The sequence below is a fragment of the Serratia sp. AXJ-M genome (assembly GCF_046531865.1).
Classification (GTDB): Bacteria; Pseudomonadota; Gammaproteobacteria; order Enterobacterales; family Enterobacteriaceae; genus Serratia; species Serratia liquefaciens.
The window spans coordinates 3,819,471-3,839,953 of sequence record NZ_CP059394.1 but is presented as its reverse complement, the minus strand read 5'-3'; the positions used below and the strand labels follow the sequence as shown (position 1 = coordinate 3,839,953).

At 57.0% G+C, this 20,483-nt stretch carries 21 protein-coding genes; 10 read left to right on the top strand and 11 right to left on the bottom strand.

The features are described 5' to 3' along the window. Window positions 1-23: 23 nt before the first annotated feature. A complete protein-coding gene (locus tag H0S68_RS17980) occupies window positions 24-452 on the bottom strand; it encodes a molybdopterin-binding protein (protein ID WP_122079986.1) in 429 nt (142 codons plus the stop codon). 351 nt (window positions 453-803) lie between these two features. Between H0S68_RS17980 and H0S68_RS17975 the strand changes: the two genes are divergently transcribed. The 3 genes from H0S68_RS17975 (at window position 804) to H0S68_RS17965 (ending at window position 5,476) form a co-directional block, all read left to right on the top strand. Next, on the top strand, window positions 804-1,889 hold the full coding sequence (locus H0S68_RS17975; protein ID WP_410528888.1) for a YncE family protein: 1,086 nt from the start codon (window positions 804-806) through the stop codon (window positions 1,887-1,889). 59 nt (window positions 1,890-1,948) lie between these two features. After that, the gene (locus H0S68_RS17970) at window positions 1,949-4,147 is read left to right on the top strand and encodes a TonB-dependent receptor (protein WP_410528887.1); all 2,199 of its coding nucleotides are present in this window, start codon (window positions 1,949-1,951) and stop codon (window positions 4,145-4,147) included. Window positions 4,148-4,405: 258 nt separating this feature from the next. Continuing rightward, complete coding sequence (locus H0S68_RS17965; RefSeq protein ID WP_020828056.1) at window positions 4,406-5,476, top strand: AI-2E family transporter; 1,071 nt, start codon at window positions 4,406-4,408, stop codon at window positions 5,474-5,476. Between the two features lie 43 nt (window positions 5,477-5,519). On the opposite strand, the gene bcp is transcribed toward H0S68_RS17965, so the two are convergent. Beyond that, window positions 5,520-5,984, bottom strand: a complete 465-nt coding sequence (gene bcp, locus H0S68_RS17960; protein ID WP_020828055.1) for a thioredoxin-dependent thiol peroxidase — start codon at window positions 5,982-5,984, stop codon at window positions 5,520-5,522. A 2-nt stretch (window positions 5,985-5,986) separates the two neighbouring features. Beyond that, entirely contained in the window at window positions 5,987-6,592 is a 606-nt protein-coding gene (locus tag H0S68_RS17955) for a glycine cleavage system transcriptional repressor (protein WP_197022814.1), read from the bottom strand. Window positions 6,593-6,702: 110 nt separating this feature from the next. Here H0S68_RS17955 and dapA point away from each other — a divergent pair, with 110 nt between their 5' ends. The 6 genes from dapA (at window position 6,703) to ypfH (ending at window position 13,793) form a co-directional block, all read left to right on the top strand. After that, window positions 6,703-7,584 (top strand): 4-hydroxy-tetrahydrodipicolinate synthase, encoded by an 882-nt coding sequence (gene dapA / locus H0S68_RS17950; RefSeq protein WP_020828053.1) that lies wholly within the window; start codon window positions 6,703-6,705, stop codon window positions 7,582-7,584. 16 nt (window positions 7,585-7,600) lie between these two features. Continuing rightward, window positions 7,601-8,653: an outer membrane protein assembly factor BamC gene (gene bamC, locus H0S68_RS17945; protein WP_020828052.1), complete on the top strand. Its 1,053-nt coding sequence runs from the start codon at window positions 7,601-7,603 to the stop codon at window positions 8,651-8,653. A gap of 249 nt (window positions 8,654-8,902) precedes the next feature. Continuing rightward, window positions 8,903-9,616, top strand: coding sequence for a phosphoribosylaminoimidazolesuccinocarboxamide synthase (gene purC / locus H0S68_RS17940; RefSeq protein WP_020828051.1), 714 nt, complete (start codon window positions 8,903-8,905; stop codon window positions 9,614-9,616). Between the two features lie 436 nt (window positions 9,617-10,052). Next, window positions 10,053-10,919, top strand: coding sequence for a neutral zinc metallopeptidase (locus tag H0S68_RS17935; RefSeq protein WP_012146218.1), 867 nt, complete (start codon window positions 10,053-10,055; stop codon window positions 10,917-10,919). 54 nt (window positions 10,920-10,973) lie between these two features. After that, the gene (locus H0S68_RS17930; RefSeq protein WP_262256095.1) at window positions 10,974-12,986 is read left to right on the top strand and encodes a tRNA(Met) cytidine acetyltransferase TmcA; all 2,013 of its coding nucleotides are present in this window, start codon (window positions 10,974-10,976) and stop codon (window positions 12,984-12,986) included. 117 nt (window positions 12,987-13,103) lie between these two features. Next, window positions 13,104-13,793 carry an esterase gene (gene ypfH / locus H0S68_RS17925; RefSeq protein WP_020828049.1) on the top strand — a complete coding sequence of 230 codons (690 nt, stop codon included), beginning with the start codon at window positions 13,104-13,106 and terminating at the stop codon, window positions 13,791-13,793. A gap of 28 nt (window positions 13,794-13,821) precedes the next feature. Here the strand turns inward: ypfH and H0S68_RS17920 are convergent, their stop codons facing one another. The 4 genes from H0S68_RS17920 to H0S68_RS17905 are packed head-to-tail and all read right to left on the bottom strand — an operon-like array spanning window position 13,822 to window position 16,170. Then, the gene (locus H0S68_RS17920) at window positions 13,822-14,007 is read right to left on the bottom strand and encodes a YpfN family protein (RefSeq protein ID WP_020828048.1); all 186 of its coding nucleotides are present in this window, start codon (window positions 14,005-14,007) and stop codon (window positions 13,822-13,824) included. A 2-nt stretch (window positions 14,008-14,009) separates the two neighbouring features. Beyond that, the gene (locus H0S68_RS17915) at window positions 14,010-14,684 is read right to left on the bottom strand and encodes a M15 family metallopeptidase (RefSeq protein ID WP_046372959.1); all 675 of its coding nucleotides are present in this window, start codon (window positions 14,682-14,684) and stop codon (window positions 14,010-14,012) included. Next, on the bottom strand, window positions 14,681-15,808 hold the full coding sequence (gene dapE / locus H0S68_RS17910; protein ID WP_142814706.1) for a succinyl-diaminopimelate desuccinylase: 1,128 nt from the start codon (window positions 15,806-15,808) through the stop codon (window positions 14,681-14,683). Before dapE ends, H0S68_RS17915 begins: the two co-directional genes overlap by 4 nt. Beyond that, window positions 15,805-16,170, bottom strand: coding sequence for an ArsC family reductase (locus H0S68_RS17905; protein ID WP_046374994.1), 366 nt, complete (start codon window positions 16,168-16,170; stop codon window positions 15,805-15,807). The genes dapE and H0S68_RS17905 overlap by 4 nt, the downstream gene beginning before the upstream one ends. A 231-nt stretch (window positions 16,171-16,401) precedes the next feature. On the opposite strand from H0S68_RS17905, the gene H0S68_RS17900 reads away from it, so the two are divergent. After that, on the top strand, window positions 16,402-16,827 hold the full coding sequence (locus tag H0S68_RS17900) for a GNAT family N-acetyltransferase (protein ID WP_122080661.1): 426 nt from the start codon (window positions 16,402-16,404) through the stop codon (window positions 16,825-16,827). Window positions 16,828-16,918: 91 nt separating this feature from the next. Here H0S68_RS17900 and H0S68_RS17895 read toward each other — a convergent pair whose 3' ends face one another. The 4 genes from H0S68_RS17895 to H0S68_RS17880 form a co-directional block, all read right to left on the bottom strand. Continuing rightward, entirely contained in the window at window positions 16,919-17,236 is a 318-nt protein-coding gene (locus H0S68_RS17895; protein WP_122079980.1) for a chorismate mutase, read from the bottom strand. An 11-nt stretch (window positions 17,237-17,247) separates the two neighbouring features. Next, on the bottom strand, window positions 17,248-17,688 hold the full coding sequence (locus tag H0S68_RS17890; protein ID WP_130016629.1) for a GNAT family N-acetyltransferase: 441 nt from the start codon (window positions 17,686-17,688) through the stop codon (window positions 17,248-17,250). 9 nt (window positions 17,689-17,697) lie between these two features. Beyond that, entirely contained in the window at window positions 17,698-18,177 is a 480-nt protein-coding gene (locus tag H0S68_RS17885) for a tetratricopeptide repeat protein (protein ID WP_410528886.1), read from the bottom strand. Window positions 18,178-18,311: 134 nt separating this feature from the next. After that, the gene (locus H0S68_RS17880) at window positions 18,312-20,483 is read right to left on the bottom strand and encodes a TonB-dependent siderophore receptor (protein ID WP_046372962.1); all 2,172 of its coding nucleotides are present in this window, start codon (window positions 20,481-20,483) and stop codon (window positions 18,312-18,314) included.

The following is a 20,483-nucleotide window of genomic DNA, read 5'->3' as shown; positions in this document are numbered from 1 at the left end:
GCGGGCTTGAAAGGGCCTGGAAACTACGCCCTGACGGCAAGCAGCACGGAGGAGGCTTTGACCAGAGCGATGACACGGGCCCCGTTCTTTAACGCCATCTCCTGCAGGCTTTCATTGGTGATCACCGAGGTCAGTTTGAAACCGGCATCCGTTTTAATGTGCACGGTGCTGTTCACCGCCCCTTGCTCCACTGCACTGACTTCCCCGGCGAATTGATTGCGGGCGGAGAAACGCAGTCCGCAGTCTTCCGAAGCCAAAATAACCCAGGGGGCCTTAATCAGCGCCACCGCTTCCTTACCGGCGACCAGGCCAAGCGACTGCTGGCTTTGTACCGTCACAATAGCGACTAACTTCTCGCCGCCCGGCAAAGTGATTTCCACCTCGTCATTTACGGCGCCTTTAGCGACGGCAGACACGGTGCCGGATAACTGGTTACGGGCTGAAACTGACATAAATTCTCCTTGGTCAGACATGAGGATGAGATGGCCTTACAGCATGACCACTTCCCGCCGCGTTTGCCAATGTCGCGAGATAATTCTGTGAGCGGCGGAGGGCATTCGCAGCACGACGTTTTCCCACGTTCAAGATGACCAATTACATTTGCTCGCCAAAAAAGTAATGAGTATGATTATTATTCTCTTTGTTATTCGCAGCCAAGGCGGTCCAGCCGCCTGCGATAAAGTGAACCCCATTCACAAGGAAACATTGAGACGTACGGTGGGGCTCATTTCTCCTGTTGAGAAAGCCAAAAATAATCCGCAAGAGCCTCCACTCAATCAGTTTATATGGCCAAGGATTTCCTGATGAAGATGAAAGTTTCTGCGCTCGCCGTGGTGATGACACTGGCGCTGAGCGGTTGCGTCGCCCCTAAGCAACACGCCGCTTCTCCGATTGCCCAACCTGTCGCTGCGGCGGCTCAATCTGCCGACAACGTGGTTAGACGCGATCTGGCGGATGGCCTGTATGAGATGGCGCTGACGCCGGCGGGCGATGCCTTGTACGTGGCCAGTTCCGAAGGCTTTAAAGATGTGCAGGGCGGGGTGGTTTATAAGCTGGATGCGAAAACGCTGAAAACGCTCGGCGCAACCCACACCGATCTGAAAAACTTCGCCATGCAGATCTCCCCGGATGGCAAAACCCTTTATGTCACTAACTCCCTGGACGGCGGCATCACCGCGATCACTACCGCCGACGGCAAAGTGAAAGGCCGCTTGCTGTTTAGCGAACGCAACGAGAAAGGGCTGCCGTATGGCGCGCGCCAAATTCTGCTGCACAAAGATACGCTGTACGTAGGCGCGGTGGCTGACCCGGCGTTGATTTGGGTGGTGGACGCCAACACGCTGAAATTAAAAGCGCGGATCAAAAACACCGGCAAATGGATGACCGGCCTGCATTACTCGGAACAAACCCAGCGTTTGTACGCCGCGAACGGCAGCGGTGAAATTCTGGTCATCAACCCGAAAAACAACCGAATCGAAAAACGCTGGAAGCCACTGGGCGAGAAGCCGGCGCTGCTGCTTAACCTGGCGGAAGACAGCGAAACCGGGCGCCTGTTTGTGACCGACAATTCCAAAGCCAAAACCACGCTGGTGCTGGATATTCATAGTGGAAAACTGCTCAAGCAGCTGGATGTCGGCGACTCTCTGGCGGTGCTGTTCAATGCCAAACGCAATGAAATCTACCTCTCGCAGCGTGAGTCAGGCAAGGTGCTGAGCCTCAATGCCACAACCTATGCCGTGAAACAGAGCTGGGCGGTAACGCCAAATCCAAACAGCCTGCAGCTTTCGGCCGACGGCCAGGTGCTGTTTGTCACCGTCAAGCAACCCTTTAATAAGGATCACTCTACTCAGGGGCCGGACAGCGTCGTTCGCATTGATTTAAATAAATAAGCTCTATCGGCCCGGTAACGGGCCATTTTGTTCCACTTCTCCTCATACATGAGTGAATTATGCACAACACCAGTTCAACATCATTTCCGCAACGCCTGACGTTATTGGCGCTGGCCATCGGTGCGGTAAGCCAGGGCGCGCTGGCCGCTCCGACAGAAAGCAGCAAAAAAAATCAGGAAGAAACCCTGGTGGTTCAGGCCACCAAAGAGAGCGATTTTAAAGCCGGCGGCGAAGATCTGGTTCCCGCTTATCTCGATGGACAAATCGCGCATGGCGGACGTCTGGGGATGCTGGGCGAACAAAAAGCCATGGACGTACCTTTTAACGTGGTCGGCTACACCGCGAAGCTGGTGCAGGATCAACAGGCGAAAACCATTGCCGATGTCATCAGCAATGACGCAGGCGTTCAGGCGGTGCAGGGCTACGGCAACTTCGCCGAAACCTACCGCATTCGCGGCTTCCAGTTGGATGGTGAGGACATGACCATGGGCGGCCTGTCGGGCGTGGTGCCGCGTCAGGTGATGGATACCCAAATGCTGGAGCGCGTGGAGGTGTTCAAAGGCGCTAACGCCTTGCTGAACGGCGTAGCCACCAGTGGGGTGGGCGGTATGATTAACCTCGAACCCAAACGTGCGGAAGAGACGCCTACCACGCAGGTGGGCATCGATTACACCTCTGACTCTCAGGTCGGCGGCAAGCTGGATGTAGGCCGTCGCTTCGGTGACGACAACCAGTTTGGCGCGCGGGTGAACCTGGTACACCGCGAAGGTGAAGCTGCCGTCAACGACGACAAACGCCGTACCACGCTGGCCTCGGTGGGACTGGATTACCGTGGCGATCGCTTGCGCACTTCGCTGGATTTCGGCTACCAGAAGAAGACCTTCCACGGTGGAACCATGGGGGTCAACATCAGCGGCGTCGACTTTATTCCAGCCGTGCCGGATCCGACCAAAAACTACAGCCAGAAATGGGGCTACAGCGATATCGAAAACGAATTCGGTATGGTGAAGGCGGAATACGACCTCACTCAACGCTGGAAAATTTATACCGGGCTGGGCGCGCAGCATGCTCATGAAACCGGGCTTTACAGCGCACCCAAGCTGATCAATGCCAACGGCGACGCCACGGTAGGGCGTCTGGACACCAACCGCATTATCGATGCGTTCAGCGGCATGGCCGGGGTCAGCGGCGAATTCAATACCTGGGATGTCTCGCACAAGGTGAACCTGGGTTATTCTGCGCAAATCAAACGCGACAAAACCGCCTGGCGCATGTCGGCCAACAACCCGACCACCAATATTTATGACAATCACGATGTGGCGGTGCCGGATAACGCTTACTTTGGCGGCAACTATTCCGATCCGTTAACCACCGCCCGTAATCGCACCCAGGGCTGGCTGTTCAGCGATACTTTGGGGTTCTTTAGCGATCGGGTGCTGTTTACCGCAGCGGCGCGCCATCAGAAAGTGGTGGTGCGCAACTACAGCAACGCGACCGGCCTGGAGGATACTTCATCCCGTTATACCCAAAGCCGCTGGATGCCGACCTTTGGTCTGGTCTACAAGCCGTGGGAAGAAGTGTCGCTCTACGCCAACCACACCGAAGCTCTGCAGCCGGGGAGCAACGCGCCGAAGGAAGCCACGAACTTTGGCCAGAGCACCGGTATTGCCCGTTCCAAACAAAATGAAGTGGGGGTGAAGGTCGATTTCGAACGCGTGGGCGGTTCGCTGGCGCTGTTTGAAATCAAGAAGCCTTCAGCCATGCTCAACAGCGAGAATTATTATGCGCTGGATGGCGAGCAACGTAACCGCGGCGTGGAACTGAACGTGTTCGGTGAGCCGATGCTCGGGCTGCGCCTTAACGGCAGCACCACCTGGCTGTCGCCTGAGCTGACCAAAACCAAAAATGGCACCAACGACGGCAAAGATGCTATCGGCGTTTCGAATTTCTATATGGTGATGGGCGCCGAGTATGACATCCAACCGGTTGAAGGCCTGACTGCGACCGCCAGGGTTCGCCATACCGGCTCGCAGTTTGCCGACGCGGCGAACACCAAGAAACTCGACAGTTACACCACGCTGGATCTCGGTGTGCGTTACCGGATGCGCATGAACGCGGATCAAAACACCCTGGTTTGGCGCGTTGGCGTGGATAACGTCACCAACGAGAAGTATTGGTCCAGCGTGGAGAGCAACGGCACCTATATCTTCCAGGGGCAATCGCGCACCCTTAAAGCCTCGCTGACTTACGACTTCTGATCTTCTCAGGCCTGATGGCATAGCGGCGGTTTGACTCACCGTTAAACCGCCGCGACTTTCCCCGCGGTAAATCGATCGTTTTCTTTCCCCCGGTCTGTGCCGACAATCGCTGGATGGCAAAGGGGCGGCATGGTACAACCATACGCTGAATGCCCGGCCTTCAGCCTTTCCTCTTTTTGGCTTGGCCAGCGTAGGGTCAATAATACTTATTACAGGAACAGCAATGCCTGCCAGTCAAACCTCTAGGAGCCCTCTCTGATGCTGGAGATGTTATTACAGTGGTACCGCCGCCGCTTCACCGATCCGCAAGCCATCGCGCTGTTGGTGATCCTGCTCGCCGGGTTCCTCATTCTCTATTTTCTGCATGGTATTCTGACCCCGCTGCTGGTGGCCATCGTGCTGGCGTATCTGCTGGAGTGGCCAACCGCGCGGTTGCAGCGCATCGGCTGTTCGCGAAATTGGGCTGCGAGCATGGTGATGATCCTGTTTGCCGGTATCGCGATGCTGCTGGTCTTCGTGGTGGCGCCGACCGCCTGGCAACAGGGCATCAACCTGATGACCGATCTGCCGGGCATGCTCAACCAGTTCTATAACTTCGCCGCGACGCTGCCGAAGCGTTACCCGGCGCTGGTGGATGCCGGCATCATCGACATGATGGCGGAGAACCTGCGCGGACGCCTGTCGGGCATGGGGGAGTCGGTGGTGAAATTCTCGCTGGCGTCGCTGGTGGGCCTGCTGACGCTGGCGATTTATCTGATCCTGGTCCCGATGATGATGTTCTTCCTGTTGAAGGACAAGGAACAGATGCTCAATGCCGTGCGCCGGGTACTGCCACGCAACCGTGGGCTGGCCGGGCAGGTGTGGATCGAAATGAACCAGCAGATCACCAACTATATTCGCGGCAAGGTGCTGGAGATGGTGATCGTCGGGGTGGCGACCTATCTGGTGTTCGCGGTTCTCGATATGCGTTATTCGCTGCTGCTGGCGGTGTTGGTCGGTTTTTCGGTGCTGATCCCCTATATCGGTGCGGTACTGGTGACCATTCCGGTGGTGGTGGTGGCGATGTTCCAATGGGGTGTCGGCGCCGATTTCTGGACGCTGATCGTCGCCTATCTGGTGGTGCAGGGGCTGGATGGCAACCTGCTGGTGCCGATTCTGTTCTCTGAAGCGGTCAACCTGCATCCGCTGGTGATCATTCTGTCGGTGATTATCTTTGGCGGGCTGTGGGGTTTCTGGGGCGTGTTCTTCGCTATCCCGCTGGCAACCTTAGTGAAGGCGGTTATTCATGCCTGGCCGGACGAACTGCGGGTAGAAACGGAACAGGAATAAGCGTGGATAACGAAGCGCAGCAGGTCGCTGCGCTTCGTGAGGATTATTGTTTCAGGTAATCCAGAACGATGTCGTGATGATTGGTGGTCTTGAAATCATCAAAAACTTTTTCAACCTTGCCTTTGGCGTCGATCAGGAAGCTGATGCGGTGGATGCCGTCATAGGTTTTCCCCATGAAGGTTTTCTCACCCCAAACGCCGAACTGCTGCGCCACCTGATGATCCTCATCAGACAACAACGTGAAGTTTAACAACTCTTTCTCGGCAAAACGCGACAGTTTCTCTGGTTTATCCGTGCTGATGCCCAGAACTTCGACACCCGCTTTTTTCAAGTCATCCATGTTATCCCGCAAACCGCAGGCCTGTACGGTACAGCCCGGCGTCATCGCCTTGGGATAAAAATAAACAAGCACTCGCTGTCCCTGGAAGTCGGCCAAATTAATTTCCTCACCGTCCTGGTCAGGCAAACTAAACTTCGGCGCTGTGTCACCGGCTTTCAATGGGCTCATCACTACTCTCCATCTTTCTCATCATGCTGTGGATAGTTCACAACGCTAATACTGCCTTGTGCTTTCAATTCTGTACATAGGCGATGAAAGGCTTGTTCAATATTTGAGGCATCCTGATTGCCGGGGCTGTGCGCGGTGATCTGGATATACAGCTGCGGCGGCAGGTCGCCTTCCGCAGGCTGGGTGCGCGATACCAGCTCGGCAATGTTCATCTGGCTGGAGTCGAACAAATCGGTAAAGCGTTCGATGATGTGCGGCGAGTCTTTCACCTCCACCTGCACCCACACCGTGGCCGGCATTGGTGGCCTTTCGTGTGAGTTGGTGCGCTTCATCACAATCAGCAGCTCCAGCTCCGCGCCTTTTTGCGGCAGGGTTGATTCGATCAGGGTAATGGCGTTCCAACTGCCGGAAAGCAGCATGATGAAAGTGAACTCTTCACCCAGCATGGCCAGACGGCTATCTTCGATATTGCACCCGCAGCTACTGACGTGGCGGGTGATGGCATTGACGATTCCGGGGCGATCGGCGCCGAGCGCGGTAATCACGAGATAGTGTTCATCTGGCTTAGGCAAAATGGAGCTTCCTGTCGTGCTCAATGGGGTTACCATGGTAAACATAAAAAAAACCGCCTGCCAAGCGCTTACAACGCCGTTGTTTGCTTGCTTTTGGATAGGCAGCAAAAGTACCATGAGTGACTTGTTTGTGGAGGGGACGGCCAATGTTTACGGGAAGTATTGTTGCACTGGTTACGCCGATGGACGACACAGGTGCTGTCGATCGCGCGAGCCTAAAAAAATTGATTGATTATCATGTAGCCAGTGGAACTGCGGCCATCGTTTCCGTAGGGACTACCGGCGAGTCCGCAACGCTTGCCCATGACGAGCACGTTGACGTGGTATTGCAGACGCTGGAACTGGCCGCAGGCCGTATTCCGGTGATCGCAGGTACCGGCGCCAACGCCACCGCCGAAGCCATTTCGCTGACCCAGCGCTTTGAAAATACCGGCGTAGTGGGTTGCCTGACGGTCACGCCTTACTACAACAAACCGACTCAGGAAGGGCTGTACCAGCACTTCAAGGCGATTGCCGAAAGCACCGCACTGCCGCAGATCCTCTATAACGTGCCTTCGCGCACCGGGTGTGACATGCTGCCGCCGGTGATTGCGCGTTTGGCAAAAATTAAGAATATTGTTGCTGTTAAAGAGGCAACAGGGAACTTAAGTCGTGTAAGTCAGATCCAAGTGCTGGTTGATGATGAAGATTTCATTTTGCTGAGCGGCGATGACGCCAGCGGTCTGGATTTCATGCAACTGGGCGGCAAAGGGGTGATTTCCGTGACGGCCAACGTGGCGGCGCGTGAAATGGCGCAGCTTTGCGCGCTGGCAGCACAGGGCGACTTTGCTGAAGCACGCCGCTTAAATCAGCGCTTGATGCCGTTGCATCAGGATTTGTTTGTAGAAGCAAACCCAATTCCGGTGAAATGGGCCTGTAAGGCATTGGGATTGATGGCAACCGATACGATGCGTCTGCCTATGACGCCGTTGACCGACGCTGCCCGTCCGGTAGTGGAACGCGCGTTGAAAAGCGCCGGTTTGCTGTAACTCTAAGGGAAATTTGATGGTTTATTCATTGCAAAAGTCGACGGTAGCAAAAGTCGTGGGTATTTCGCTGGTTATGATGCTGGCCGCCTGCACCACCGATCAGCGTTACAAACGCCAGGTGAGCGGCGATGAGTCTTACCTCGATGCGTCGGTGCTCAAGCCACTGAACGCACCAGCCGGTATGATCCTGCCGGTGCAAAGCGGTAATTATGATGTTCCGGCCACCACGCTGAAAGGCGGCGTCGGCAAGCAACTGGATATTCGTCCGCCGGTGCAGCCACTGGCATTGCTGAGCGGTTCACGCGCGCAATATGCCGGCGACAGCGGTACGCTGCTGTTGGAAAACAACCCGCAGAACCAGAACCTGTGGTCGCGCGTTGTCAGCATGCTGCAGACGAAAAATATCGCAATCGCCTCACGTCAGGACGCCGGTCAGACGCTGACCACCGACTGGGTGAAGTGGAACCGTCTGGATGAAGACAACCAGTACGAAGGCCGCTACCAGATCAGCGTACAGCAGCAGGGTTACCAGCAGGCGCTGACGGTAAAAACCGTGGGCCTGCAGCAGCAGGGTAAAACCGAACAGATTACCGACCCGTCAGAAGTGCAGCGCTACAACGGCATGATGATGAACACCATCGTTGAAGGCCTGGACAAGCAGGACAACCTGGCAAGCAGCCAGACGGCCAACCGCTTCGGCGCGCTGGACGTGCAGAGCAGCGCCGATGACACCGGCCTGCCGATGCTGGTAGTGCGCGGCCCTTACACCGTGGTGTGGGATCGCCTGCCTGCGGCGTTGGAGAAACTGGGGATGAAAGTGGGTGACCGCAGCCGTCCGCAGGGCACCGTCGCCGTCACCTACAAATCCCTGAGCGGTAGCGATTGGGATGCGTTGGGCGCCAAGGATCCTGAACTGAAAGAGGGCGATTACAAACTGCAGGTCGGGGATTTGAACAACCGCACCAGCCTGCAATTTATCGATCCTAAAGGGAAGCCATTGACCCAGTCGCAAAACGACGGCTTGGTGGCGGCCTTCCAGGCAGCATTCAGTAAAACCAGCGTTAACTGATTGAAAAGGGGCTACGGCCCCTTTTTCTTTGAACAATACGGTATCGTTTGCGTCGCAGTTTTGGCACAATATACCCATCATTTTTGAAGCTACAACCGTGTTGGCTACGTGCACTCGCCCTGTCACTTACTTGAGTAAGCTCGCGGGGAGTCCCGCACCTGCCGCCTTGCTGTAACTCCAATTATTTTGGGTATATCACGCCTGTGTGTTAAAGCATTTTTAAAACAATTCTTTATTGGAGTATGTAAGATGCAAAAGCTAGCTGAGTTGTATCGCGGAAAGGCAAAAACCGTCTACACCACCGAAAACCCTGATTTGCTGGTGTTGGAGTTCCGCAACGATACGTCAGCACTGGATGGTCAGCGCATTGAGCAGTTCGATCGCAAAGGCATGGTGAACAACAAGTTTAACCATTTCATTATGAGCAAACTGGAAGAGGCCGGCATCCCGACGCAAATGGAACGCCTGCTGTCAGACAACGAAGTGCTGGTGAAGAAGCTGGACATGGTGCCGGTCGAATGCGTGATCCGCAACCGCGCTGCCGGTTCACTGGTGAAGCGTCTGGGCATCGAAGAAGGCCTGGTACTGAACCCGCCGCTGTTCGACCTGTTCCTGAAAAACGATGCCATGCACGATCCGATGGTCAACGAATCCTACTGTGAAACCTTCGGCTGGGTGAACAAAGAGCACCTGGCGCGTATGCGCGAGCTGAGCTACAAGGCAAACGACGTGCTGAGCAAGCTGTTTGACGACGCGGGCCTGATCCTGGTCGACTTCAAGCTGGAGTTTGGCCTGTTCAACGGTGAAGTGGTGCTGGGCGATGAGTTCTCGCCGGACGGCAGCCGCCTGTGGGATAAAAACACCCTGGACAAGATGGATAAAGACCGCTTCCGCCAGAGCCTGGGTGGCCTGATCGAAGCCTACGAAGAAGTGGCCCGCCGCATCGGCGTCAAGCTCGACTAAGCGTTGTCGCGCTCTACGGGGTCATCCGGCCCCGTCAGATTGTGACAAAGGGGGATAAAGCGTGGTTTTTCCCCTTTTGTGTTATCAGCCGAAAATCAATAAATTGATTTTCCAGATTTATTTTCAAAACCTTTAGCGCCTGCCGCCAAACATTCTCTGTTTGTCAGCAGTCTCACGGAGCCATTCGGCCAGTTAACTTCCCGCAATATTTCTCTCTGACTGCATTTCCGGAAAAATTCTACATTTCCTCCGCTGCTCAGCACTTATAATGATAATACCCGGCATACTTGAAGCTGCATCTGTGTTGGCTGCACTCGTTCACCCGAATCACTTACTTGAGTAAGTTCATCGGGATTCACTCATTTGCCGCCTTGATGCAACTCCAATTATTTTGGGTATTGCGTACAATGACAAAAACCTAATCTGGAGTTTATTTATGCGTTGGCAAGGGCGTCGGGAAAGTGACAATGTTGAGGATCGTCGCGGGCAGTCTTCAGGTCTGGGTGGCGGCGGTGGCGGTTTTCGTGTTCCTCGCGGCAAAGGCGGTATCGCCATTCTGGTGGTGGTGTTGGTGGCCGGCTATTACGGCATCGATCTCTCGCCGCTGTTGAACGGTGGGGACGTGAGCCCGCAAACTCAGCAACAAAGCGCCAGCATCAGTCCAAAAGACGATGAACTGGCTAAATTTACCTCGGTGGTGCTGGCGTCTACCGAAGATAACTGGAAAGAAGTTTTCCAGCGTATGGGCAAAACCTATCAGCCGCCCAAACTGGTGATGTATCGTGGCGTAACGCGCACCAGTTGCGGTACCGGCCAGGCGGCGATGGGGCCGTTCTATTGCCCGGGTGACAAAACGGTGTATATCGACCTGTCGTTCTATCAGGATATGAAAACCAAGCTGGGTGCCGGCGGTGACTTTGCCCAGGCCTACGTAGTGGCGCACGAAGTCGGCCACCATGTGCAGAACCTGCTGGGTATCGAGCCGAAAGTGCGCCAAATGCAGCAGGGTGCCAGCCAGGCGGAAGTGAACCGCCTGTCGGTGAAAATGGAACTGCAGGCAGACTGCTTTGCCGGCGTGTGGGGCAAATACGCCGAGAAACAGCAGATGTTGGAAGAGGGCGACTTGCAGGCGGCATTGAACGCCGCGCAGGCGATCGGCGACGACCGTTTGCAGCAGCAAGGGCAGGGACGGGTGGTGCCGGACAGCTTCACCCACGGTACTTCGCAGCAGCGCTACACCTGGTTTAAACAGGGCTTCGACAGCGGCGATCCGAACACCTGCAATACCTTCGCATCCCGTTAACATGCCATGCCGGAGCCTGACTCCGGCATTTTTTTCAGGTCTGGATCCACGGTTATGTTACTGGCAATGCAACAACTTATGCAGCAGCAGGGCATCAGGCGCCTGCTGGTGATCAGTGGCGAGCCGCAATGGTGTCGCCAGCAGGCGCTACAACTGGCGAGTACCCTGCCGGGTGACTGGCCGTGGGTAGGGGAAAACCCGCCGCCGGGCCTGCAGGCCTTGGCGAGCGGTGCGGTGCGGACGCTGCTGGGGCAAGAGCGCCAGCACGCGGTATTTGATGCGACGAAAGGGCTGGACGTTGAAGCTCTGGCCGCGCTGTCGGGCACGCTGCGAGCCGGCAGTTGGCTGCTGTTGCTGACGCCGCCGTGGCAGCAGTGGCCTCAGCAACCGGATGACGACAGCCTGCGCTGGAGCGATTGCCCACAACCGATCACCACCCCAAATTTTATTCATCATCTGCAGCGGCATCTGACGGCGGACAGCGAAGTCACCGTCTGGCGGCAGGGTGAGGCGCTGACGCTGGCGCCATTGCCGCTGCGTCCACAGTGGCAGGCACCAGACGGCCAACCCACCGCCGAGCAGCAGCGGCTGCTGGCGCAATTACTGAGCGCGGCGTCGGGCATTTGGGTTTTGACCGCCGCACGCGGTCGCGGCAAGTCAACGGTAGCGGGGATGCTGGTGGCGAACACCTCGCAGACCTGCTGGTTGGTCGGACCGAGCCGCGCCGCCACCGAAGTCGCCGCCGAATGGGCGCAGGGACGTGCGCAATTCTGGGCACCGGATGCGCTGTTGGCCCATTGCCGCGAACAGGACGTCAGCGACGTTGGGTGGTTGCTGGTGGACGAAGCGGCGGCGATACCTGGCCCACTGTTGCAGCAGTTGGTGAGCTATTTCCCGCGCGTTTTGCTGACCACCACGGTGCAGGGTTATGAAGGCACCGGCCGGGGTTTTTTACTGAAATTCTGCGCCGGACTGCCCGCGTTCCAGCCATTGGGGTTAGATCAACCGATGCGTTGGGCGCAGGGCGATGCGCTGGAGCGCATTATAGATAACGCGCTGCTGTTTAACGAGCAACCCTGCTGGCAGGTAACGGATAAGCCGGTGAGCATCAGCGGGGCTGAGCAAGCCATGCTGTGCGCCGATCCGCAAAGGTTAGCGCGTTTTTACGCTTTGTTGAGCAGTGCCCATTACCGTACTTCACCACTGGACTTACGGCGGTTGATGGATGCGCCGGGCATGCACTTTGGTTTGGCTCAGGTAGACGATGAGGTTGTCGGCGCCCTGTGGCTGGTGGAAGAAGGCGGGCTGAGCGCCGAACTGGCACACGAAGTCTGGGCCGGTCGACGGCGTCCGCGTGGCAACCTGGTGGCACAATCGCTGGCGGCGCACGGGGGCCAGTGGTGGGCACCTACGCTACGTTCGCGGCGCATCACCCGCATTGCGGTGTTACCCGCACTGCGTCAACAGGGCATTGCCCGCGATCTCATTGCTCAGCAGCGCCAGCAAGCACAGGGGCTGGATTATCTCTCGGTCAGCTTTGGCTATACCGAGCCGCTGTGGCGTTTCTGGCAATCTTGCGGTTTTGAACTGGCACGCATCGGCAGCAAGACGGAGGCCAGCAGTGGTTGTTACACCGCGATGGCGATCCTGCCGCTGAGCGAACAGGGCGAGGCGTTGCGCCATGCCGCCCATAAACACCTGGCACGTGACTGGCGCTGGTTGCAGCCGCGTATTGATCTGCAAATAGAGATCCCCGGAGACGACGGCGATACGCAGCTAGGGGAGGACGACTGGCGTGAGCTGGCAGGATTTGCCTTCGCGCATCGGCCGCTGGAGGCCAGCCTCGGGGCACTGCAACGCTTACTGTTGGCCAGTACGCTATCATTGCCCGCACTGCGGATGCATCTGCAGCAGTCGCTGGCGCCAGCAGTCTGCGTGGAACGGCTAGGGTTTAGCGGGCAGAAAGCCTTGCTGCGCCGCTGGCGACACGAGGCAGGACTGGCGCTCGAACAGCTGGATGCGCAGCACGGTCTGCGCTGGAAAGCGTGGGCCCAGTCGTTGCAATAAATTGAAGATGTTGCTCAATAAAACCCGATTTTCCTGATTTCTCAGCGGCGTATAGTAGCTGGCAGAAACCGGGGCGTCTGGCGCCGGACAGGATCTTAATCACACGAGGAGTCACCGATGAAACATGAGCATTTCGTTGTCCAGAGCCCGGCAACACCGGCTGCGCAGCTGATCCTGCTGTTTCACGGTGTCGGCGATACCCCGGTGGCAATGGGGGAAATTGGCCGTTATTTCGCTAAAGAATTCCCGCAGGCGCTGGTGGTCAGCGTGGGTGGCCCCTCTGCTTTTGGTAACGGCAGCGGCCGCCAGTGGTTTTCAGTGCAGGACGTCACCGAAGAAAATCGCGTTGAGCGCATTGCTGAAGTGATGCCACTGTTTATTGAAACCGTGCGTTACTGGCAGCAACACAGCGGCGTGAATGACGCCGGCACGGCGTTGGTGGGCTTCTCTCAGGGGTCTATCATGGCGCTGGAAGCTCTGAAGGCGGAGCCTAAATTGGCCGGCCGCGTGGTGGCTTTCAGCGGGCGCTTTGCCAGTCTGCCCGACCAGGCGTTCGGTGACAGCGTGGTGCATCTTATCCACGGTGAGCAGGATGCGGTGATTTCGGTGCAACATGCCCAGGCGGCGGCGGAAAGGCTGCAGGCCAACGGCGTCGATTTTACGCTGGACGTGGAAGAGGGCGTGGGGCATGCCATCAATCAGGACATGATGGACAGCGCGCTTGAACGGCTGCATTACTACGTGCCGCAGCGCTACTGGGAAGAGGCTATGTTCGGCAAGCGCGGCGACTTGATCGCCTTTAAATAAGCTTCAGGGCGCATAATGCGCCCTGATGTCATTTTTTCTTCGGCCAGTCGTCTTCGTCATCCCACTCGGCGTTGTTATCGCGGTGCGGCGGCAGCTTCGGCTTATCGGCCAGATAGCCTTTCACGTCGACGCGGCGTAGTTCTTTGATCCCGCTGATGATCATCCCTACTAGAATCAGCAGGATAATCCACCAGTAGTCAGCTAACCATTCCATATTCACTCCTTTCCTTCAGCGCGTATAAAACGCGAAAATATCGCTGGCAGATGGGCTTCAAGCCATTGAGCACCGGCAATATCCTTATCTTTCCAGGCCGCCAACAGCAGCGCAGGCGTCAGCAGATGTTCGGCTTCCTGCGCCAGCGGGCGGTAGCTCAGGTGCCAGGGCTCCACCGCCACGCCGTCGCCGTCTTCGGTGAACGGACGATAAAAGCCAAATTCGGCCATGTGTTCCGTCATCCACTGATTGAGCGGGTAAAAGTAACCGCCTTGTTCGTATTCCCACGGTTCCAGCTGCAGCTTTTGCCCTTCGGGCAACAGTGTGGGGTCATAGACATCCAGGTCGCTGCCCCAGTGGTGGCGGCTGGCGCCCGGCAAGGCCGACCAACGCAGGATCGCTTCGCAGCGCTCGGCGTCAGACAGCGGCGTGATGTCGATCGGTCGGCTGTCCTTATCTAATACTGGTCGCTCGCCGCAGAATTTTCCATTCCAGATCGCCTGTTGCCGTTCAAAATCGCGAAATGTGCTGGCGGGTTGCAGATTGAACCCGGCGGCGTGCGCCGCTTGCTGCATGGCGAGAAACGCGGCCACTGCGGCAGGCTGCATGCGGTGGTTACCGCTTAGCGGCGCCAGATGGTCGGTCGAGCGCCCGGTCAGCATTTCTGGCGTGATCATGCGATCAATTGCTCCATGATGCGCTGATACATGCGGCTCAGCAGTTGCAGATCGGCCGCGTGGACGCATTCGTTAACCTTATGGATGGTGGCGTTTACCGGGCCCAGCTCAACCACTTGCGCCCCCATCTGGGCGATGAAGCGACCGTCTGAAGTCCCGCCGGTGGTCAGCAACTGCGGCGTCAGCTCAGAATAATGTTCGACGGCATTAACCACCGCATCCACCAATGCGCCGCGCGCAGTGAGGAACGGCTGACCAGACAGACGCCATTCGATGCTGTAGTTCAGCTGATGACGCTCGAGCAGCTCTTCCACGCGCTGTTTGATCGTCGCATCGGTCGATTCGGTGCTGAAACGGAAGTTGAACTGGACGAACATCTCACCGGGGATCACGTTGTTGCTGCCGGTACCGGCCTGCACGTTGGCGATCTGCATGCTGGTCGGCGGGAAGAATTCATTGCCGCGATCCCATTCTATCGCCACCAGCTCATTCAGCGCCGGCATGGCGCGATGTACCGGGTTATCCGCCAGGTGCGGGTAGGCGACGTGGCCCTGAATGCCGTGGATGTGCAGGTTTGCGGTGATAGAGCCACGACGGCCGTTTTTCACCACGTCACCAACGCGTTCGGTACTGGACGGCTCGCCGACCAGGCAGTAATCCAGACGCTCGTTGCGTGCCATCAGGGCTTCGACCACTTTCACCGTGCCGTGGGTTGCGCTGGCCTCTTCATCGGAGGTGATCAGGAATGCCAGGCGCCCCTGATGGTGCGGATTGGCGGCCACAAAGCGCTCGGCCGCCACTACCATGGCTGCCAACGAACCTTTCATGTCCGCCGCGCCGCGGCCATACAGCATGCCGTCGCGGATGGTCGGTTCAAACGGCGGGTTGTCCCAGCGTTTTTCATCGCCGGTCGGCACCACGTCGGTGTGACCGGCAAATGCCAGGGTTTTCCCCTCGCCACGCCAGGCCCAAAAATTCAGGGTATCACCGAAAGGCATAGGCTCAACGGTGAAGCCGATGGCTTCAAGACGTTCAATCATCAACGCCTGACAGCCTTCGTCGTGCGGGCTGAGGGAAGGACGTTTGATCAGCTGTTGGGCCAGTTCGATTACCGGGCAAGTCATGCTGCCACCTCGGAAATAAATTGCTGATAGCTGTCGGCGTTGAAACCGAGCAGAGCATGCCCCTTGCCGTCGCTCAGCAGCGGGCGCTTGATGATGGCCGGCTGGGCCAGCATCAGTTCGATGGCCGCATCGGCATTATCGCAGGCGTTGCGCTGCGCTTCGTCCAGTTTGCGCCAGGTGGTGCCACGGGTATTCAGCAGCGGTTCCCAGCCCAAAAGTTCGACAAAACCACGCAGTTGCTGTTCGTCCAGCCCGTCGGCGCGGTAGTCGTGAAAGTGATAAGCCACGCCCTGTTCTTCCAGCCAGCGGCGTGCTTTTTTGATGGTGTCACAATTTTTGATGCCGTACATGGTCAACGTCATGGAGTAAGAACCTTCTCTGCAACCCACACCGGCGCGTGTGGCCGGTGGTAAACCGCCAGGGGCGGTGAAATGAAAACCAGCGACCAGCATGCCGAAAAATGGCGGGGAGTTCCACCGTCCAATGGCCTGAAAGCCGGGGAAAAGCTGAAAAAAAACGGCGCGCATTTATTGCGGCGGATTTTGCTAATCTTAGTGCGCTATTCAGTCACCCTACATAAGAAGAAGATGAGCATGGAAAAATACCTGATTGAAGTTGCCGAAAATGCGACGGAAGAAATAGAAGCCCTGATCGAAGCCGGGCTGAATCAATATAACGACGAGATAACCGGCACCAACGATCGTCGCCCGTTGGCGGTGGTGGTGCGAGATCCGGCCAGCGGTGAAGTGTTGGGCGGCATCAGCGGACGTTCATCGTTGGGCATGCTGTTTGTGGATCTGTTTCATTTGCCAAAATCGCTGCGCGGATCGGGGTTGGGCAGCGAACTGCTGCGCCGTTTCGAGCTGGAAGGGCGGCGCAGAGGCTGCGTTTCCGCCGTGCTGTACACCATCAGCTTTCAGGCGCCGAAGTTTTATGAATTGAACGGCTGGACGCGCTTTGGCGAGGTACCCTGCCTGCCGGCGGGCACCAGCCGCGTTTTCATGATGAAGACGCTGTAGCTTAGCGGACCGTTACTCGTCTCTGACCTGTCGCAACTTATAACCCAGGTTCTTTTTCACCATCGGCCATTCGTGGTCGATGATGGAGATTCTATTCACTTTGGGTCTTGGACCAATGCTTCATCTCTTCGCTGATAAAGTAATTGACCAAATCGCGATACATTTTTTCTATAACTTCCGGGCTCAAACCTTGCTCTTCGGCCCAGGCCCGTCTTTGCAATAACATGGTTTCAAAACGTGCTTTGGCCCGCACCGCATCTGGGCTGGTTTTGAATTTTGCCGCCGCCCTTACATAGGCGAAACGTTGTGCGATCAGCGTGATAATATTTTCATCCAGCAGGTCTATTTCTGCGCGGATCTCATCCATGTCTGCACAATCTTGTGCGGCTCGCTTGTTCTCTATGATCAAAGGGACATTCCTTAAAGAGGGGTGCGCAGGTAACCATTCTGCTCCAGGCGTTCCAAAGCCGCGCTGTCCGCATAGACCATGCCGGTGGTCAGCTCGCGGAAGCGGTATTTTTTGTAGAATGCCAGCTTGTCGGGAACCGAGTAGATAAACACTTTGCCGAGCGGCGCCAAATCCTGCATCACCCGATCCATCAGCTGTCGCCCCAGTCCCAGCCCCTGAAAGTCCGGATGGATTGCCACGTCGGCCAGATAGGCTACCGAGGTCATGTCGCTGATGGCGTGGGCGGTGGCCATCAATCGGCCGTCGCGATAGCCCCAGTAGCAAAATTGGCTGTGTTGGTAAACGCGCTGCAGCACCTGCGGGTCACGCTGGCCCAGCCCTGCAGCTTCCAACAGCGCGGCCAATTGCGACCAGTCGACGCCATAGCGATTTGGATCGGTGACAATTTCCATGTTTTCCTCCTAGCCGATACGGTCCAGATCGGCAGCGTATTGGCGAATGGCGCGCTGATAACTGCTGATGTCGCTGTGTGAGGAGGTTTCCGCTAACAGCACCAACAAATCGGCCACCGCCTGTTTGGTTTCACCCAGGTTGTACAGCGTCATGGCGCGAAACAGGGTGATCTCTTTGGCCTCGGGAAATTCGGCCAACCCCTGGTCGAAGGTGGCCAGCGATTGCTGATACAGGCCAAGCGCCCGATAGGTGCTGCCCAGGCCAAGCCAGGCTTCCTGTCGCTGGGGAACCGGTAAATTGCGCGCCAGCGCGGCCTGGTAGCAGGGAATTGCCTGTTGCTCGAATCCTTGCACGTCGTACAGACAGGCTAATTGGTAGTGCAGCACCGCGTCTTCCGGTTGTTGCAGCAACTGCTGCTGCGCCAGTTCGGTGGCGTCTTGATAACGGCCCAGCTCTTTCAGTTGTTCGATGGTCAGCGTAGGGGACATGACATGGCCTCAGAGAAATGGGGGTTTTTTATACCTTTGGCACGCTACTACGGAAGAATTCATCATACAAGGGATATAGCGGTTAGAAATAAATCGGCCCCGTTATCCGGGGGCCGTTTAATACTGTAGGGCGATCAGAACTCGTGCTTCAGCGTCACCATAACGTTACGTGGCTCGCCATAGTTGCGGGTGCTGTAGAAATTCACCTGCGAGTAGTATTTCTCGTCGAAAACGTTGTTCAGGTTCAACTGCACCGAGGTTTGCGGCGTCAGCTTGTAACGCGCCATCGCATCGACCAGCACGTAGGACCCTTGCTCGGCTTTGCGCTCGACAAATTCACCGTTGCTGGCGCCCTGGACGTTGGCATAAACATTACTCTGCCAGCGTGCGCCACCGCCCAGCGTCAGATCGCGCAGCGCACCCGTCAACTGATAGGTGGTGAACAGAGTGATGCGGGTGCGGGGCTGCTCGGTGTTGAGATCAACCTTATCCTTGTCCTTCAAGGAGAAATGGGTGATGCCCAACTGGGCATTCCAGCCCTGCGCCAGTTCACCGCTCAGCTCGAACTCCACCCCTTTGCTGGTTGCGCCCTGACTCTCATGATAGGTCTGTTGCAGCGCGTTGATGTTTTCCGGATTTTCATCCAGTACGCCCAGATTATCCTGAGTAATGCGGAACGCCGACAGCGAAACGTTGAGACGCTCATCCAGCAGCGCGGCCTTGATGCCCACCTCTTTGTTGACCCCTTCGATCGGCGCCAGATAGTGGCCGCTGCTGTCGAGATAGTTCTGGTCCTTGAAGATGTCGGTGTAGCTGGCATAGGCAGAGACCTGATCGGTCAGCTTATACACCGCCCCCAGGAACGGAGTCACTTTGTTCGCCGTGGTGGTGGTGGTGTTTTTAAAGCTGTTGAAGCGGGCACCGAGCACCAGATCCAGTTGATCCGTCACCGAGAAGTCGGCGCTGCTGTAAATCCCGATTTGCCGCGTACGGAAATCCTGCTGCGGCATTTTGTCTGACCACGCAGGTTCACCCAGGCCGCCGTTCCAGTCCTTCAGGCTGCCGCTAAACAGCTGTGTGGTACTGGCACTGCGATAGGTGCTGTAGCTGTGTTGCCAGGCGGAGGAACTGCCCACCACAAACTTGTGGGTGCGGCCCAGCAGTGGAAAGTCCCCGTTCAGCTTCAGGTCTACCGCGTGCTGATCCCGATAGCCTTCATAGCGCCCGGCGTAAGGGGTTGAAGGCTTCACCGCCCAGGTGTCCGGGTCGATCAGGCCGCCGAGGCTCATCGCCATTTTGGCATCGAAGGCCTGACGGTTGTGGGTGTAGTTGGCTACGCCTTTCCAGTCGTTAGCGAACTGGTGTTCCAGCGTGGCGAACTGGGTGCTGAGGGTGGTGTCCCAGCTTGACCAGTCAGAAGCCCCGCTGTAGTGGCGATCCCAGTTGATCTCGCTGCCGTCGCTGAACCAGCCGGTCGGCAGCGCGCCGCCCCAGGTGGAAGCTTTTGGCCGGTTTTGCTGATAGTCAGCCCCCAGACGCAGCAGGGTGGCGCTGGTCAGGTCAGCTTCCAACGTCCCGTAGACCGTCCCTTTGCGTTCTTGATGGCGATCCATGAAAGAGTGGCTGCGTTCACCGGAGGCAGCGACGCGCACCCTGACGGTACCTTCATCATTGAGCGGGGTACCGGCATCGATCGTGGTGCGATAGTGATCCCAGGAACCGGCCGAAAGCTCGGTACGGGCAAAAGGAGAAAGGCTGGAGGCTTTTTTCCTGACCAGATTGATCGCAGCGCCCGGGTTTCCGACGCCGTTCAACAATCCTGCCGCACCCCTGACGATCTCCACGTGATCGAGCGTGATCGAGTCAATTTCGGATTCCCCGCCGGAATAGCCGGAGTCAAAGAAAGTAGGGATACCATCGTATTGATAGCTGTCCACGCTGAAACCACGGTAGTTGAACGAAGAACGTTCACTATCGTAATTGCTTTCACTGACGCCGGTAGACCAGCGCAGAATTTCCTTCAGCGAGTTGGCGTTGAGATCGTCAATCAATTGGCGCGAGATCACCGAAACCGACTGTGGCGTATCCTTAATGCTCAACGGCAACCCGGTTGCCGTGGTCATCTGTTTGGTGGTGTAGGAGCCGGTATTCTCGGTGCTGCCGTCATCGCTGAAGGGGGACGCGACCACCTCCAGGGTTTCTTCTTTTTGGCTGTGGGCGGTCTGCTCGGTGCCTGCCGCCTGCGCCATCATCACCGGGACGCACAACAGTGCGCCGCCGGAGAGGCGAATCATAAAGCTAGCCAT

What these genes read in the sequence shown, in the direction of transcription:
- H0S68_RS17980 (WP_122079986.1), bottom strand. Translation starts at nt 452, where the DNA reads ATGTCAGTTTCAGCCCGTAACCAGTTATCCGGCACCGTGTCTGCCGTC.
- H0S68_RS17975 (WP_410528888.1), top strand. Translation starts at nt 804, where the DNA reads ATGAAGATGAAAGTTTCTGCGCTCGCCGTGGTGATGACACTGGCGCTG.
- H0S68_RS17970 (WP_410528887.1), top strand. Translation starts at nt 1,949, where the DNA reads ATGCACAACACCAGTTCAACATCATTTCCGCAACGCCTGACGTTATTG.
- H0S68_RS17965 (WP_020828056.1), top strand. Translation starts at nt 4,406, where the DNA reads ATGCTGGAGATGTTATTACAGTGGTACCGCCGCCGCTTCACCGATCCG.
- bcp (WP_020828055.1), bottom strand. Translation starts at nt 5,984, where the DNA reads ATGAGCCCATTGAAAGCCGGTGACACAGCGCCGAAGTTTAGTTTGCCT.
- H0S68_RS17955 (WP_197022814.1), bottom strand. Translation starts at nt 6,592, where the DNA reads ATGGTAACCCCATTGAGCACGACAGGAAGCTCCATTTTGCCTAAGCCA.
- dapA (WP_020828053.1), top strand. Translation starts at nt 6,703, where the DNA reads ATGTTTACGGGAAGTATTGTTGCACTGGTTACGCCGATGGACGACACA.
- bamC (WP_020828052.1), top strand. Translation starts at nt 7,601, where the DNA reads ATGGTTTATTCATTGCAAAAGTCGACGGTAGCAAAAGTCGTGGGTATT.
- purC (WP_020828051.1), top strand. Translation starts at nt 8,903, where the DNA reads ATGCAAAAGCTAGCTGAGTTGTATCGCGGAAAGGCAAAAACCGTCTAC.
- H0S68_RS17935 (WP_012146218.1), top strand. Translation starts at nt 10,053, where the DNA reads ATGCGTTGGCAAGGGCGTCGGGAAAGTGACAATGTTGAGGATCGTCGC.
- H0S68_RS17930 (WP_262256095.1), top strand. Translation starts at nt 10,974, where the DNA reads ATGTTACTGGCAATGCAACAACTTATGCAGCAGCAGGGCATCAGGCGC.
- ypfH (WP_020828049.1), top strand. Translation starts at nt 13,104, where the DNA reads ATGAAACATGAGCATTTCGTTGTCCAGAGCCCGGCAACACCGGCTGCG.
- H0S68_RS17920 (WP_020828048.1), bottom strand. Translation starts at nt 14,007, where the DNA reads ATGGAATGGTTAGCTGACTACTGGTGGATTATCCTGCTGATTCTAGTA.
- H0S68_RS17915 (WP_046372959.1), bottom strand. Translation starts at nt 14,684, where the DNA reads ATGATCACGCCAGAAATGCTGACCGGGCGCTCGACCGACCATCTGGCG.
- dapE (WP_142814706.1), bottom strand. Translation starts at nt 15,808, where the DNA reads ATGACTTGCCCGGTAATCGAACTGGCCCAACAGCTGATCAAACGTCCT.
- H0S68_RS17905 (WP_046374994.1), bottom strand. Translation starts at nt 16,170, where the DNA reads ATGACGTTGACCATGTACGGCATCAAAAATTGTGACACCATCAAAAAA.
- H0S68_RS17900 (WP_122080661.1), top strand. Translation starts at nt 16,402, where the DNA reads ATGGAAAAATACCTGATTGAAGTTGCCGAAAATGCGACGGAAGAAATA.
- H0S68_RS17890 (WP_130016629.1), bottom strand. Translation starts at nt 17,688, where the DNA reads ATGGAAATTGTCACCGATCCAAATCGCTATGGCGTCGACTGGTCGCAA.
- H0S68_RS17885 (WP_410528886.1), bottom strand. Translation starts at nt 18,177, where the DNA reads ATGTCCCCTACGCTGACCATCGAACAACTGAAAGAGCTGGGCCGTTAT.
- H0S68_RS17880 (WP_046372962.1), bottom strand. Translation starts at nt 20,483, where the DNA reads ATGGCTAGCTTTATGATTCGCCTCTCCGGCGGCGCACTGTTGTGCGTC.